Genomic DNA, 16,013 nt, shown 5'->3' with positions numbered 1-16,013 from the left:
CGCCTGCCGCGGGCTTCCGTCCTCCTGCCGGAGGCCGGGTCACTTTTCTTTGCTTGCCCACGCACGCGCAGGAGCGCGTGTGAACGGCGAAGCCGGCCCGAAGGGCGGAGGGCAGGATGCCCGGAGTAAAGAAAAGTAACCAAAAGAAAAGGCCCCCCGGATGACGCGCCTTGCGGGCCTACTGCCCTCCAGGTGCGCGGTCGGGTTACGGGGTTTTTCGACAGGACATCCCTGTCCTGTCGAAAAACCGGCCGCATCTCTGCGGCCACCCTGCGGGCTTTCCTCCACCCGCCCGCCGCGCCATACGGGGACCCCAGTGGCAAGAGCCACATCACGAGCCGAACAACGCCCGGCGTTGCCGCGCCCCTCTTTTGTAGGAGCGCACCTTGTGCGCGAACGCCGCCCCCAGGGCGGCCTGTTAGGCCGCGTTCGCGCACAAGGTGCGCTCCTACAAGGGGTGACGCAGGTATGGAGATGGCGGATCAATCTTGCCGCTCAGCTCTTTGTGGGAGCGCACCCTGTGCGCGACAAACCTACGGAGCGATACATCCCGGCGTGGCGGTCGCGCACAAGGTGCGCTCCTACAAGGGGGACGCAGGCCTGTGGATGGTGGATCAACACTGTCGGTTGGTTTTTTGTGGGAGCGCACCCTGTGCGCGACAAACCTACGGAGCGATACACCGAGGCGTGGCGAGTCGCGCACAGGGTGCGCTCCCACAGATGGGCGCGCACGCCGACACAAAAACAAAAAGGCCGCACCAGGTGCGGCCTTTTCTGCGCATCGATCAACCCATCTCAATCGATACCCAACTTCTTCAACTTATACCGCAGCGCTCGAAACGTAATGCCCAGCTTCTTCGCCGCCGCCGTCTTGTTGTACCTGGATTCCTCCAGCGCCTTGATGATCGCCGTGCGCTCGAGGTTGCTGATGTAGTCGTCCAGGCCACCGCTGGCGGAGGGCGCCGCGGCCACGGCAACAGGCGTAGGTTCGGCGGCCGGCATGCCGGTGGGAGCGGGCGGGGCTGCTTCGGTCTGCGGGCGCGGGGTGCGCTGCGGCAGCATCAGGTCGCTGACGTCGACCTGGTCGCCGTCGCACATCGCCATGGCGCGTTCGAGGATGTTTTCCAGCTCGCGCACATTGCCCGGGAAGTCATAGGCTTCCAGCGCCTGTTGGGCGGCGGGCAGCAGGTGGCCGGGTGTGCCGCCGCTCTTGTTGGCTAGCTGGCGCAGCACGAAGTTGGCCAGCAGCGGCACGTCGCCGCGGCGTTCGCGCAGCGGCGGCACGCGCAGTTCGATCACGTTGATGCGATAGAACAAGTCCTGGCGGAACTGACCCTGGTCCACCAGTGCGGCAAGATTCTTGTGGGTGGCCGAAAGAATTCGCACGTCGACCGGCACCTCTTCACGCGCACCGATCGGGCGCACGGCTTTTTCCTGGATCGCGCGCAGCAGTTTCACCTGCATGTGCAGCGGCAGTTCGGCCACCTCGTCGAGGAACAGGGTGCCCCCGTGCGCGGCCTGGAACAGGCCTTCCTTGTCGCCCACCGCGCCGGTGAAGCTGCCCTTGCGATGGCCGAAGAACTCGCTTTCCATCAGTTCGGACGGGATCGCGCCGCAGTTGACCGGAACGAACGGGCCGGTGGCGCGCGGGCCTTGCTCGTGGATCAGGCGGGCGACCAGCTCCTTACCCACGCCCGATTCACCGGCGATATAGACCGGCGCCTGGTTGCGAGCGAGCTTGCCGATGGTGGCGCGCACCTGGTGCATCGCCGGCGACTCGCCGATCAGGCGCTCGTTGCCGTCGGGCTTGGCGGCGGCCTGGCCGCTACGCTTTTCCTCGGCCAGGCGCAGCGCCGTGCGTACCAGACGGCGCAGCATCTGGATGTCGACCGGCTTGGAGACGAAATCGAACGCGCCCGCCTTGAGCGCGCTTACGGCCGCATCGACGTTGCCGTAGGCGGTGATCATCGCCACCGGCGTGTCCGGATGTTCGGCGGCGATCAGCTCCACCACTTCATGGCCGTTGCCGTCGGGCAGGCGCATGTCGGTGAAGCAGAGGTCGTAATGCCGTTCGGCGAGGGCGCGTCGGGCTTCCGTCACGGTACCCACCGCATCGACCAACAAATCCATGCGGCCGAGGGTGATGGTGAGAAGCTCGCGGATATCGCGTTCGTCGTCGATGACCAGAACGGTCTGTTGGCTCATGTCGTCACTGTTTGCTGTGGACACGGCTAGGATAACCGTCCCCCTCGCAGGGGGCAAAGACTGATCGATGTGAATGCCTATCCGCGCGTCAAATGTTTGTCGAAGAATTTCACGATGGTTTCATAGGCAGCCCTCGATTCGGGGATCTCCGGGTCCGAAAAGAACGAGTGCCACATGCCCTCCCATACCTGCAGTTCGGTGTCCACGCCAGCCTGGCTGAGCAGGGTCTGGCTGCGGATGACGGCGCTCATGGCCGCGTCGCGGGTCCCGGTGATCAGCAGGGTGGGTGGAAACTGGTGTAGCAACTCCGGCGAAAGTCCGGGAAAAACCAGCGGATCGGTCGCGCTGCTGCCCTTGAAGTAGGGCAGCTCGCCCAGCCTCAGCGGGTGATCCGGCACCGGGGCGCCATTGAGCAAGGGGCCGACGAAGGTCGAATCGCCGGCCATATCCACCACCGATCCGCAGAAAGTACCGATCGCGCCGGGTACGGGGAGCTTGTCGGTGATCAGTCGCGCCACGGCCTCGCCGGTGAGCACGCCGCCGGCCGAACAGCCGTAGATGCCAATGCTGGTGGCCTTGTACTGCTTGAGCAGGGCGCGATAAACCGCCTCCACGTCCTCGCTGGCGGCGGGAAAGACGTGCTCGGGCCCCTGCCGGTAGTCCACGCTGATCACCTTGATGCGGCCCAGGCTGGCGATCGGGATGGATTCCACCAGCGCGCCGCTGTGCGCGCCCCACAGGAAGGCGCCTCCGTGCAGGTTGATCAGCACGCGCCCCTTGTTCTCCGGCGCGATGCCCTGGGCCGGCTCCACGACGTCCGTCAGCACCCCTGCGATGGTTTCGCGATGGGTCTTCACCGGGTAGAGCGCCATCAGGCGATGAGCGCGGTCGGTGTTCATGCGGTCGTAGAACGCGCGGCTTTGTTCGATCGGCGCGGTGATCGGCGGCGCCTTGCTGCCGGCCGCGAGCATCTTGGGGAAGAAGGCGCGCGCCTCCTGCGATGCCACCGGGGAATACGGCAGGGTGAGGTTGCCCACGTGCACACTGCCGTCGGCACTGACCGTGGGCTTGGCCTCCTGCGCGTGAAGCGCGCCACCCATCAGCGCTGTGACCAGCGCAAACCGAACGGCGACGCCGCGCTTCACGGCGTCTTCTCCGTCTTGGCGGGTGCGGCCTGCTTCGCCTTGCCATCGAGCAGCTCGTGCAACTTCAGGTACACGCCGTTGGTCCAGCCAAAGCCGACCACGTTTTCGCTATAGCCGGCCATCACCTTCACATCGGCGTTGCCGAGCACCATGTTGTATTTCTCGCGGATGGTGCCGTCGTCGGCCAGGCCCTGGTCCACGGTGGTGGCGAACTTGCCGGCGAGGCGGCGGGCGTCGTCGTGGAAGCCGTAGTCATCCAGTCCCTTCACCGCCAGCCAGTTGGTGGGCGCCCAGCCGAAGGGTTCGCCCCATTGCACGCCGGCCGCATGGTTGTCCATGCTCAGGCCGCCCTTGCGTTCGAACACGCTGAGCTTGCCGCGCACGGAGGCGGCCTGTTGTGGCGAGGCCAACCCAGCCCACAACGGGTAATAAGTCGTGACGTACGGTAGCGCTGAGGGTTTGCCGGCAATGAAGTCGTAGTCGAGATACATGCCGGCCTGGGCGTTCCAAAGGTACTTGTCCATCGCGGCCTTGCGTGCGTCCGCGGCCTTGGCCCAACGCTCCGCCTCGCCGGCCTTGCCCAGTTGCAGGGCAAAGTCGTGCAAATCACGCTCGTAGCGATAGAGCAGGCTGTTGAGGCTGGCGTCGGCATAGTGATGGGTTGAGCCGCCGAACGGGCCGAAATGCGCGTTGGTGTCGAAACCCGATTCGCGCATCGCGCGGTCGCCGTGGAAGTAGTCGGCGGTGAGTCGGTATCCATCCACCCATGCGCCTTCGCACACTTTGGAGGCACGCACGTCGCAGCTGGCGTCCTTGAGTGTGGCCGCCTCCGCGTCGCTCGGGTGTTCAGCAGCCTTGATGAGATAGCCCGGATCGTCTTTGGGATGCGCACGCAGCCAGCGGATCACGCCCTTGTAGTACTCGCTGTCCTTCGCTTCGAGCACCGGGCCGCTGCCAAGATCGTAATAGCGCGCCAGCCCCGTATCGCCGGCGCGATGTTCGGGACGCGTCCAGATCTCGTAGTTGCGAACGGCGAGAGGATACGCCTTGCTCAGCCAATCGCGTCGCGCATCCGCATTGGGGAAGACGGCGGGGTCATCCAGTATCGCCGTCATCATCGCGGTGAGGAAAGGCGGCTGCGAACGGCTGAGGTAATACGTGCGGTTGGCATTGAGCACGCCGCCGTAGTTCTCCACTTCGAACAACGCGTTGTCGACCATGTCCTTAGCCAGGTCAAGGCGATGGTCGGCGACCAGGCCGAGTTGGATGAAATAGCTATCCCAGCCATACATCTCGTTGAAGAATCCGCCGGGCACCACATAAGGATGCGGCAGATAGAGCAGCCCCTGTTGCGGCAGCTTGGTTGCGTCGATATCGCCCAGCTGTTCCACCTTCTTTGGCAACGGGCGCACGTCCACACCGCAGCGTTTGCCGATGGCCGTCACCGCATCGGGCACCGCCTGCCCGGCAGGCACGTAGAGCACCGGATGCCCGACCACCTTGGTGTCCACCAGCGAGGCGCAGTCTTCCTGCGAGCGCGTGAGCGTGGTCCAGGCCTTGTCGATGTAGGCGCGCGTTTTCGCCGGATCAGGCGTGCCTGCCGCAAAAGCTGTGGTGACAAAGGCACACGACAGCGCGATGGCGATCAGACGAGGGCGTAGGGACGATGTGCTGGCTTGGCGGGTCATATCTGCTCCCGGTTCGTTGCGTGATCGTGGGTGTGATGATTACAGCGCCTTGCGCGTGAGTTGGGCCTTGCCGTCGGCCGCGTGTTCGACGGTGATGTCGTAGCGCTTGCCGCGGAAGTGGATGCCTTTCAGTTGCATGGATTTCCACGCAGACGGCAGCGCCGGCGCGTAGGCCTGGGTGAGGCCGTCGTCGTCGATGCGCAGGCCGCTGAGACCATAGACAAAGCTCTGCACGAAGCCCGCGGAGGTGGCGAGGATGTAGCCCGCGTTGTTGGCCACGGTTTCGGTACGCACATTGAACGGCGGCTTCAGAAAACCCACCAGGTTGCGCTGGATCCACTCGTTGGCGGCTTGCGCGTCGCCTAGTTCGGCCGAGCCCACCGCGAGCATCACCATCATCATCTCGTTCGGATCGTCGCCGTGTTCCTTCAGCTCGTGCAACTGGAAATCGAAATCGTTGCGGCGTACCTGCGGCGTCATCGGCAGGTCGAGGTCTGGATACATCAGCCAGGCCAGCGACGAACCCATCCAGGTGATCTTGTCGTGTGGCACGGAAGCATCGAAATCGAGGTGGCGCTGGTTGGTCTCGTCGAACGGGATGTACATCTTGTCGGCGATCGCGCTCCATTGCGGATCGGCCTTTGCGCCCACTTTCTTCGCCGCCTTCACCGCGATGCGCAACGCTTCCTGCGCCACCGCATTGGTGAACGAGTCGTTCGGCACGTCGTCGTAGGCCTCGTCGGGCGAGGTGACGTGGTAAATTTCATAGCGGTCGTTGGCCTTGTCGTAACTGACGCGGCTGGCCCAGAACGTGGCCACCTGTTCGATCACCGGCCAGCCATATTGCTGCAGCCATGCGTCGTCGCCGGTGGCGTTGTAGTACTGCCACTGCGCAATCGCGATGTCTGCATTGACGTGGACCTCGCGGAACACGCCGTAGGCAAAGTGCGGGGTGTAATCCTTGCCGGTTTCCGGATCGGATTCCCACGGATACATCGTGCCCTTCACGCCGTACTGCTTCGCGCGATCCTGCGCGGGTCCGATGGTGCGATGACGGAACATCACGATCGGCTTGGCGCGCTCCGGATGCAGCAGAAGCAGGGCGGGGAACACCCACGAATCGCTGTCCCAGAACGCATGGCCGGCATAACCCGGTGTCAGCGCGCATGCGCCCATCGGCCAGCTCGTGCCCACGGTAGTGTTGGATAGCAGGTAGTAGAGATCCGAATGCACCGCCTGTTGCACCTTGGCGTCGCCGTCGATGCGGATATCCGACTCCCACAGCGTATGCCAGGCAGTCTGGTGCTTGGCGAGCAAGGCATCGAAGCCAGTCTTGCGCGCCTGCGTGGCCAGTGCGAGATCGGCCTGCGCATTGCCGCCCCAGCCTTCGCGCGAGGCAGCAATGTACTTGGTGAAGCTGTAACGCTGTCCCTTGTGCACCCTGGCCTTGAGATTGAGCGAAAGTTTGTAAGGCCCTTGCTCGAGCTGCACGTCTTCGACTTCAAGCCCCTTGGGCAGCTCCACTGCCACTGCCTGCGCCACGGCGACGCCCTGTTCCGCGCGTCCATCCAGCCACAGCGTGAGCGTCTTGGTATCGCCACCGTTGGATTGGATACGCACCACGCCGGGATACCACACGGCCGCGCGGTCCGGCGTCGGCACGGGTTTGTTGTCGAGGTTCTGCCCGCTGGCGATCACCGCGGTGATCATCTCGTCGCCGGTCATCTTGCCGATCGGGAAGCGCGGCTGATGTTCCGACCACAGGCGTATCGGGAAGGTCAGCTGCACGCTCCCGTCGAACTGCGGCGTGAGGGTGAGGCGCGTGGCGGCGAGATGCCCCGCATACTGGCTGACGAAGGTGGTGACCTGCACGTCGGTGGATTTGTTGGCGTACACGAAGCGGTACTTCGTGCTCAGCGTCGCGCCATACATGTCCAGCGTCTGCGAGTAGTCGGTGAAGATCTCCTTCGCCACGCGGGTGGAATTGAGCCAGCCGCCGCCCGGGTTGTAGTCGATCTCGTTCCAGCCGGGCATGGCCGCCGGTCGGGCGATATCGTCCTTCGCATAGTCCATGGTCGCGACCATATAGCCCATGGTCGGCTCGGTGCCGCGCACCGAAGTGAGCGTGGAAAAGTAACCGTTGGCGAGGTAGCTCGGGAAATAGCTGCCGAACTGGTCCGACGTGCCGGTGAGCACAAAGCTGGGATCGGTGGCCGCGCTGACGCGGGCGGCAACAAACAGCAGGCCAAAGGCAGCCGTGCGGGGCAGTCGTCGTAGCAGGGACATCATGGCGTTGCGTCTTCCTCGTTCCATCGTGTGATCGCTCGCGCGCTTAGCGTGCGGGTCCAAAAGGATTGGTGATGCCGGCCATCCACGGATCGTGCGTGGCGGTGCGCCAGCGCGCCAGCTGGGCGCGCACGTCGGCGAGCGCGGCGGCGTGGCTTGCATCGCCGGCCAGGTTCACCACTTCGTCCGGGTCGGCGTGCAGGTCGTAGAGCTCTTCATCGGGCCGGTGTTCGAAGGCTTCCAGCGTACGTTTGCCCAATCGGGCGCCCGGCGTAGTCGTGATGGCCTTCCAGGATGGCGACAGCGCCACGTCACTGGCAATCGGCACGCGCAAGCTGGGCTGCAGATTCAGGAAATAACTGTAGCGCCGCGTGCGCAACGAACGGGTGGGGTAGTACTGGTCGATTTCGTGGAACGAGTGCGTGGCGAACACTTCATCCCAGCCGCCGGGTGTGCTCTGCTCCAGGATCGGCAACAGCGAACGTCCCGGTAGCGGCAAATAGCGATAGCCCTGCGGCGGCGACACGCCGGCCCAGTCGAGGATGGTTGGCGTGATGTCGATCCAGCTCACCATCGCGTTATTGCGAATCCCCCGGCGCGTCGCCTGCGGCGTCCGCACGATCAGTGGCAGGTGGATGCCTTCGTAGTAGAGATTGTCCTTGGCGCCGGGAAACGGGCGGCCGTTGTCCGAGAGATAGATCACCAGCGTGTCGTCGGCGTGTCCCGAGGCTTCCAGTTCGCGCAGCAGGATCGCCACGCCGCTATCCATTCGGCTCACGGCCTCGTAGTACTGGGCGAGATCCTCACGCACGCCTGGCAGATCCGGCAGGTGGGAGGGGATGGTCACGTCCTGGGGCCGATAGCGCGTGCGCTTCACTTCCGGCCAGTCGCGCGTATTGCCGAACTGCGAGGCATCGCCCGCGCGATGCGGGTCGCTGTAGCCCATGGTGAGAAAGAACGGCTTCGCGCCCTGTGCGCGTATCCATTGCCCTGCGGCATGGCCCATGGCGGCGACGTCGCGGTTACCCGCCTGCTCCGGCAGCAACCACGCATCGTAGGCCAGGGCGGCCTCCGGCTTCACATGAAGCTTGCCCACCAGGGCGGTGGCGTAGCCGTGCTGTTTCAACATCCATGGCAGCGTCTTGACGTCCTCCAGCAGCGAGAAGTTGTGCACGTCGTGCGCCAGGCCGTACATGCCGTTGGTATGCGAGTACAGACCCGTATACAGCGTCGAGCGGCTGGAGCTGCACGACGACACCGAGGCATAGGCGTCGGTGAACAATGTACCTTCGCGCGCAAGCCGGTCGAGCGCGGGCGTCTGCACCGCCGTTCCCACACCGGACATGTCGTAGCCGTGATCATCCGCGACGATGAGCAGGATGTTGCGCGCGGCATTTGTCTGGTGGCCTGCTGCTGTCGCCCACCTCGATGTCAGCGCGGCTCCCGCCGCCGCCACTCCCGACGCCAGAAACTGGCGGCGCGTGAAACTCACGCCGCACCCTCAGGCGCCAGCAAGGAGGGAAGGGCCGAACGGTCGGTTTCGCGCTTGAAGAAAAACAGCGTAACCAGGATCAACATCATCGGCACCAGCGAAAAATAGAACGCATGGACCCCGCCGAAGTTGGTGAACACGATGGCCGTGATGCGCGAGCCCAGTGTGCCGCCCAGTGCGGAGAAGATCACGATGAGGCCGGTCATGGCGGCGTGCGAGGGCTTGGGCAGCGAGCTGAGCGCCACCGAGTTGATGACCGGATAGATCGGCGCCATCAGCAAACCGATCAGCGGGATCAAGTAGGCAGCGACCGGGGCGTTGAACCAGCCCACGTCCGTACTGATGGCAGCATGGCTCGCCAGCGGAAGCACCAGCAGGATCAGCGCGCCCATGCCCACCACGCACAGGTTGAGCAACACGTGCCATGACATGCGGCGAAGCAGCTGCCCGGCGAGGATGCGGCCAAGCGCCGTCGCGCCGGCCAGGATGCTCGCCATCTGGATACTCATCGCATTGGGCAGCTTGAGGATCTCGTTGTTGAAGGTCGGCAGCCAGGTGCTGAAGCTCTGCTCGATCAACACATAGAGGAACGCGGAAAGCAGGAACACGTAGACCAGCGTACGCATCAGCAGGCGGTACATGTCGCGCAGGGCCTGACCCATCGACAGCCGCACTTCGCCATGCGCCGCCGATTCGTCCAGCCGCGCGCCCGACAGCAGCGCCACCGTGCCGAAACACAGCACGGCCAGCACCCAATACACGTTGAACCACGAGGGGTTGGCCGGGTTGCCATGATCGATGAACGCGCTGAACAGCCAGCCGCTGGCCAGCACGCCGAGCATGAACAGCCCTTCGATGGTATTGGTGAGCCGCCCGTGCTCGGCCTTGCTGTCGGTCAGCAGGCCGATGGAGGAATACACAGACACCTTCGCCAGCGCGAACGACACGCCCACGCAGGTGAACAACAATTCGGTGGTATGGAAGCTGGGGAACAGCGGCATCAGTACGCAGGCGCTGCCCACGATGCAAAGAGCCAGCATCATCGCGCGGCGATAGCCCAGCCGCGGCAGGAACGAGGCCACCAGGAACGAGGTGGCGGCGACCGACAAGTCCTTGAACAGTTCGAGCAGGCTGGCCTGCGGCTTGTCGATGCCAAAGGTGTGGATGGACTGCAGGATGACCGTGCCGACGCTGTTGAGCAGTATCGCGAACACCATGTAGATCGATGCCAGCGCGGCGACCATGCGGAACCGGTTCATGCACACCTCGTGATGAGGTTTAAAAAGGTCCCGGACGCCACGCCAGCGGCGCCCGGGACAGTCGAGGGAAGTGCTCTGGTGAAACCCCTTAGAAGTTGTACTTGACCTGCAGGTTGACCTCGCGACCTTCGATCGAGCGGGCAAGAATCACGCCGCCCGCGCTGGCAAAGCCGAACAGACGCGAGTTGCCTTCGGTGATGCCGATCTCGTTGGTGAGGTTGGTGCCCTGAAGATTAACCTGCCAGTTCTCGCCGATGTTCGCCGTCGCACCAAACGCCAGCGTGTGGTACTGGCCGAGCGGCTGCTGTTCGATCAGGTCGCCGTAACGGTTGCCGACGTATTCGTAGGTCAGCCACAGCTTCATGTTGCCGAAGCCGGTGGGCCACTGGTACGAGGGCGTCAGGATGCCGTGGAACTGCGGCTGGCGCTGCAACTGCATGCCGTTGAGGCTGGCGCAGCCCTCGTCTCCATTCTGCTGCAGGTACGGCGTGCAGGCGGCGCTGTGCGTGTAATGGCCGTCCATGTAGTTGCCGCTGAACGCGATCTGGAAGCCCGGCGTGCCCGGCACCGGCTTCAACACGGTGGTGAAGTTGATGCCCTTGGTGGCCGAGCCGTAGTCGAACGAGAACTGCTGGCCGTTGCCCTGGGTGATCGTATACGGCACGTTGTAGAACAGCTTGCGGTACGCGTTCACGTCCACGTACACCCAGTCGGCCTGGTATTTGAAGCCCACTTCCATGTTGTGGATCTTGTTGACCGGCTGGCTGGGCAGGCCGCGCAAATCATCGAAGCCCGGGAAGTGCACGCCGTCGTTGACGCGTGCGTACACGCTCATGTTGCTCTGGATTTCGTAGTTGGCGCCGATCGTCCACGACGGTGCGGTCTTCGCGTAGTTGATGTACGTGTTGCCGCCAATCAGGTACTGCGAGTTGTTGTTGTAGAGCGTGGTCGGATTGCCGTCGAGATCGCCGGTCGCGGTGTTCTGGATGCGGCCATTGGCTTCCTGGCGCTCCTCGCGGACGCCGGCATCGAACAACCACTTGTCGACCTTCCACGAATCGGTAAGGAAGAACGCAGTGTTGAAGCCGTTCCACGCTTCACGAATGGCCGTGGACGGTCCGCTGACGAAACCGCCCGGGCTCGACAGCACATCGCCATTGCTCAGCGTGACGGCGATCGGATACGGGTTGTTCTTGGCCTGCAGCAGCATGTTGTTGCCGAGCAGCCAGTTGTCGTGGTCGTTGTAGACGGCGGTGTAGTTGCCGACCGTCAGCGTGTTGCCTTCGAAGATGTCCTTGCTGATGTGGAACTCGTTCGTCGCGCCCTGGATGCGCTTGTGCACATACCAGTAGCCCTGCGTGGTGACGTTCTGGTTCATGTCCGCCGCGCCGCCGTTGTTGACGTAGGTGGCGGTGGCGGTGGTGCCGGCCGGCAGTCCGTCGGCGGTGATCTGGTCGTCGATGTAGCTGCCCAGCGTCTGCGGATTGGCGCCGGTGCTGAAGAACGCGACCGTGTTCATCTGGCCGCCGGTGAAGTTGAACTTGTCGGAGATGTTCCAGCCGTCGCCGAAGGTCAGGTCGAGGTTGCCGCCCACGGAAACCACGTCCGCGCCGCGGCCGTCGGCCAGGTTCACGTGCTGGCCGGCGGGCTGGCAGCCTGCCGTGTTGCAAGGCGTAGTCTGCAGGAAGGCGTACTGGTCGGCCTTGCTGCCGAAGGTGCCGGTGAGCGCATCGAAGCCGGGGTAGTTGTCGAACTGGCCACGACCCGGATTGAGGATCGGCGTATCGGTGACGAACTGGTTGTGATCCTTCAGGTCGCGCGCGTAGAACATGATCGAGCCGCTGTCGCCGAAGTTGTGCGTCAGCGTCGCAGTGAGCGAGCCGCCCTTGTCGGCGTCGAACTGCGGATCGCGCACGCCATCGGACTGGCGCCAGAAGCCGCCCACGCTGCCGTACCAGCCGTCGGCAATCTTGAAGCCGTAGAAGCCGTCCAGACGCACCAGGCCTTCCGAACCGTAGGTGACGCCGATATCGCCACTCGGTTTATCGGTGCCTTCGCGCAGGATGAAGTTGGCGGTGAGGCCGGGCTGGCCGTTGCCGTAAAGAACGGCCGGGCCGCCGAGCACGAATTCCGCGTGGTCGATGGTGTCATCGAGGCGGAACATCGAGGAGTTTTCCATGAACGACAGCGTCGGCATGGGATAGATCGGCGAGCCATTGATCTGCAGCGTGGCGAACGGCGCGTCGCCGCCGCCGGGGAAGCCGGCCACTTCGATGTTCGCACCGGTCTGGCCGCCCGACGATTCCGGGAACACACCCGGCGCCATCTTCAGCAGGTCGGCCGTGCTCTTGGGATTGAATTCGCGGATCTGGTCAAGCGTGGCCGCGGTGACCGAGTACGAGGTGTCGATCTTCTTCAGGCCGCCGGCGGCTGCGGTGCCGGTGACCACCACCTGGTCGAGATTGGTCGCGTTCTTTTGGTTGGCCGCGGGAGCGGCTGGCGCTGCCGATGGACCTTGCGTCTGAGCGGGCGGAGTCTGCGCCGCGGATGCCGCATCCTGCGCGTGTAGCGAGCTGGCGACGAGCAAAGCGGCAATGCTGGTGGCAAGCAGCCTACGAGTCATGCGTTGCGTGTTCATGGTGTTTCCTCCCCATCAAAAGAAAAGCAGTTGTAGTGTTTCTTAGGAGTGGTACTGCACGCTGTCAGAGTGGTCCTGATCAGTGGTTCGACACGGCCTCCGCCGGCGTTCCCCGAGCCGTCGGTGGCTGGTTGAGATAGCGCTGGATATCGAACGCATCGATACCCGGCAAAATGTCCTCGGCGCGCGAAAGAACCGTGGCGTCACCCACGCCCACGGCACGCATGCCGGCGGCAAGAATGCTGTCGACGCCGGCCGCGGCATCCTCCACGCCCAGGCAGTTTTCCGGCGCCAATCCCAGTCCCGTCGCAGCGGCCAGGAAGATTTCCGGATGCGGCTTGGAGTACGTGATGCGCGATGCGTCGACGACGTAGTCGAACAGGTCGACTATGCCCAGGCGCTCCAGCAGCAGCGGTGCGTTGCGGCTGGCCGATGCAAGTGCGGTGCACAGGCCTGCGGCGCGAACGCTTTCTACGGCGTAGCGTGCACCGCTGAGCAATTGATCGGGGCCGAAGCATTCGATCTGCGCGATGTAGTACGCATTCTTGCGATCTTCCAGAACGCGCTTCTCGCGCTCGGAGTACGCATGGGGCGCACGCTCCAGCAGAATCTCGAGCGAACCGCGGCGGTCCACGCCTTTCATGCGTTCAGCAATGTGTTCGTCGAAGGGGGCGCCGATGTCGTGTGCCAGCTGCTCCCATGCCGCGCGGTGCACCACTGCGGTATCCGCGATGACGCCGTCGAGGTCAAAAATCACGGCCTGCAGCATCGCTTGCTCTGGCTCGCGATGCGGCATGGAAATCGATTCGCCATGGCGCAAGCGCACCGGTTCACCGGCATGGCGAAAGCGCACGCTATCGCCGCGCGTGACGGTGTAGCGCACGCCAGTGCGATCCACTTCCACGCGCAGGTGAGCCTGTTGCCAGGCGACGCCAAAGCGATAGCGATGCCATGCCTCGGGCAGTTGCGGGCGCAGGCGTAGTTCGCCATTCACCACGCGCATGCCGCCGTAACCCCAGGCGAGGGACAACCAGCTGCCGGCCATCGCGGCCATGTGCAAGCCGTGGGCGGCGTTGCCGTGCAGATCGTCCAGGTCTACGCGCAAGCTGTCCTGGAAGTAGTGCCAGGCCTTTTCGCTTTCGCCCACTTCCGCGCCCATCACGCTGAAGGTGGAAGCAGACAACGTCGAGTCGTGCACGGTGACGCCTTCGTAGTAATCGAAGTTGCGTCGCTTGGCGGCAAGGCTCACATCGTCGCCGGCGAGCATCAGCGCGAGCAGCGCATCGGCCTGCTTGGCCACTTGGTGGCGGTAGATGGTGAGCGGATGCAGTTCCAGCAACAGCGGGCGCTTGCCTTCGCCGGCTGCATGCGCCGGCATGCGCGGTTTGTCGAGGAACGTGTCGTCCTGCGGGAAGATGCCCAGCTCGGCGTCCTCTGCCAGATGCATCAGCTCGGCGGCGCGCTGCCACTGCATGATCTCGAACGATTCCAGGCCGATGCGGCGGGCGAGTTCCGCGTAGGTATCCGGCGCCGAGTCGGCGAGCCAATGCGCCACCGCGGCCGCATCGCGCAGATGTCGCTGCGCCATGCGGTTGGTGTAATGGTTGTTGTCGACCAGCGCGGTGTATTCGTCGGGACCGGTCACGCCGTGGATGCAGAACGCGCCACCACGGCGTGGATTGAAGTGGCCGATGTCCAGCCATATGCGCGCCGTTTCGAACAGCATCTCGGCGCCGACGTCGCGCAGAAAGGCATCGTCGCCGGTAGCATCGACGTAGTGTCGGATCGCCCAGGCCACGGCGGCGTTGATGTGGTACTGCGCCGAGCCGCTGGGAAAATACGCGGAGCATTCGTCGCCGCTGATGGTGCGCCACGCATACAGCGCGCCGCGGGCGTGGTTGAGTTCGCGCGCATGTGCGCGGGCGCGCTCCAGCGTGCCGTGGCGATACATCAGCATGCTGCGCGCCACATCCGGCGCCAGCGCGACCATGGCCGGCAGCATGAAGGCCTCGGCATCCCAGAAATAGTGGCCCTCGTAACCCTCGCCGGTGAGGCCCTTGGCGGCGGTGGTGCCTTTTCCGTCGCGGCTGCTGGACTGAAACACGTGGAACAGGTTGAAGCGCAGCGCCTGTTCCGTGGCCGGATCACCGTCGATGGCGAGATCGGCGTTGTGCCATAGCTGTGCGAGTGACTGGGTCTGGCGCGCAAGCAGCGCGTCGTAACCTTGCGCGGTCGCTTGCGCGAGTGCACTGGCGGTGCGTGCAAGCAATTCGGCGTCGGTGTCGGTGCCCTCGGGCTGCGTCCAGGCATAGGCGACATACTTTTCGAATGCCACCGACTGGCCCGGCACCAGTGCGCCTTCGAACACCTGCATCACGCCGTGCTGCGCGAGGTTGGCCAGGCGGAAGCCCAGGCTGTCATCGATGATCGCGTGCTGCTGCATGCAGGCCACACGAATGTTGCTGTGCGCGGTGCGCTGAAGCACATGGGCAAGCAGGTCGCCTGCTGCCGCGTCGGTGCTGGCGAGGCCGCCATCCACGCGCGTGCCGATGCGCGGGTCGTCACCCTGTTCGGTGGCATTGCGCGCCGTGCTGATGCAGGACTCCAGCGTGATCGGGCCGGCGTAGTCGATCGACTGCACGCGGTAACGGATCGCCAAGAGGGCGGCGCCGTCGAAGCTGACGATGCGCTCGGCGTCGATCAGCAAGGTCGCGCCGTCGGGCGAGCGCCAGCGCAACTGGCGGCGATAGCTGCCGCTGCGCAGATCCAGTGCCCGCTCGAACTGCAACCATTCGCCGTCGCCGAGGCGTACCGGGGTATCGCCAAGGCGCAGATGGATGCGCGTGCCGTCGGCGACCGGAATGCGGGTGTCGGTATGGGCGGCAAAGCCGGGAAAACGCTCGTGGTACTCGATCGGCGTGCGTTCCCAGGCGCCGGCCAGGAAACAGGCCTGGCTTGGGCTGTCGCCTTCTTCCAATCCGCCTCGCACGCCCAGGGCGCCGTTGGAGAGGGCAAACAGGCTTTCGTCCTGCGCGAAGCCGGCGGGATCGGCGTTCTCACGGGTGACCACCCAGGGGTCGCGCAAAGCACGGCCAAGGGGCGGCAAGACCTGCGCCGTTTCTGGTTGATCCAACGTCTCTCTCCGCGCTTATTTCTGTTTTTTGGCTGACCCACAAGACGCGCAGGTCGGCCTGGCTTCTTGGTGTGCGGGCGGAGCTTCGCAGCAAATGTTATCGATATCAAGATATCGATAACATTTGCTGCGGCACAACATCGTTGCGCCTGAAATCGATCTCATGG

8 protein-coding genes are annotated in these 16,013 nt (G+C 64.2%); all 8 read right to left on the bottom strand.

Annotation, left to right across the window (positions count from 1 at the left end; genetic code table 11):
- Positions 1–795: 795 nt before the first annotated feature.
- Positions 796–2,205, bottom strand: coding sequence for a sigma-54-dependent transcriptional regulator (locus AC1DMY_RS14120; RefSeq protein WP_477165556.1), 1,410 nt, complete (start codon positions 2,203–2,205; stop codon positions 796–798).
- Between the two features lie 77 nt (positions 2,206–2,282).
- Positions 2,283–3,350 carry an alpha/beta hydrolase gene (locus AC1DMY_RS14115; RefSeq protein WP_477165555.1) on the bottom strand — a complete coding sequence of 356 codons (1,068 nt, stop codon included), beginning with the start codon at positions 3,348–3,350 and terminating at the stop codon, positions 2,283–2,285.
- Positions 3,347–5,038, bottom strand: a complete 1,692-nt coding sequence (locus tag AC1DMY_RS14110; RefSeq protein WP_477165554.1) for a trehalase family glycosidase — start codon at positions 5,036–5,038, stop codon at positions 3,347–3,349. The genes AC1DMY_RS14115 and AC1DMY_RS14110 overlap by 4 nt, the downstream gene beginning before the upstream one ends.
- 39 nt (positions 5,039–5,077) lie before the next feature.
- Complete coding sequence (locus AC1DMY_RS14105; protein WP_477165553.1) at positions 5,078–7,327, bottom strand: glycosyl hydrolase family 95 catalytic domain-containing protein; 2,250 nt, start codon at positions 7,325–7,327, stop codon at positions 5,078–5,080.
- A gap of 43 nt (positions 7,328–7,370) precedes the next feature.
- Positions 7,371–8,816 carry a sulfatase family protein gene (locus AC1DMY_RS14100; RefSeq protein ID WP_477165552.1) on the bottom strand — a complete coding sequence of 482 codons (1,446 nt, stop codon included), beginning with the start codon at positions 8,814–8,816 and terminating at the stop codon, positions 7,371–7,373.
- The gene (locus AC1DMY_RS14095) at positions 8,813–10,075 is read right to left on the bottom strand and encodes an MFS transporter (RefSeq protein ID WP_477165551.1); all 1,263 of its coding nucleotides are present in this window, start codon (positions 10,073–10,075) and stop codon (positions 8,813–8,815) included. The genes AC1DMY_RS14100 and AC1DMY_RS14095 overlap by 4 nt, the downstream gene beginning before the upstream one ends.
- 88 nt (positions 10,076–10,163) lie before the next feature.
- Positions 10,164–12,713: a TonB-dependent receptor gene (locus AC1DMY_RS14090; RefSeq protein WP_477165550.1), complete on the bottom strand. Its 2,550-nt coding sequence runs from the start codon at positions 12,711–12,713 to the stop codon at positions 10,164–10,166.
- 79 nt (positions 12,714–12,792) lie between these two features.
- Entirely contained in the window at positions 12,793–15,846 is a 3,054-nt protein-coding gene (gene pgmB, locus AC1DMY_RS14085) for a beta-phosphoglucomutase (RefSeq protein WP_477165549.1), read from the bottom strand.
- Positions 15,847–16,013: the final 167 nt, after the last annotated feature.

The sequence above is a fragment of the Dyella sp. 01L423 genome (assembly GCF_056399945.1).
Note: the sequence above shows the minus strand (reverse complement) of the source record. Positions and strands in the feature narration are given on the sequence as shown.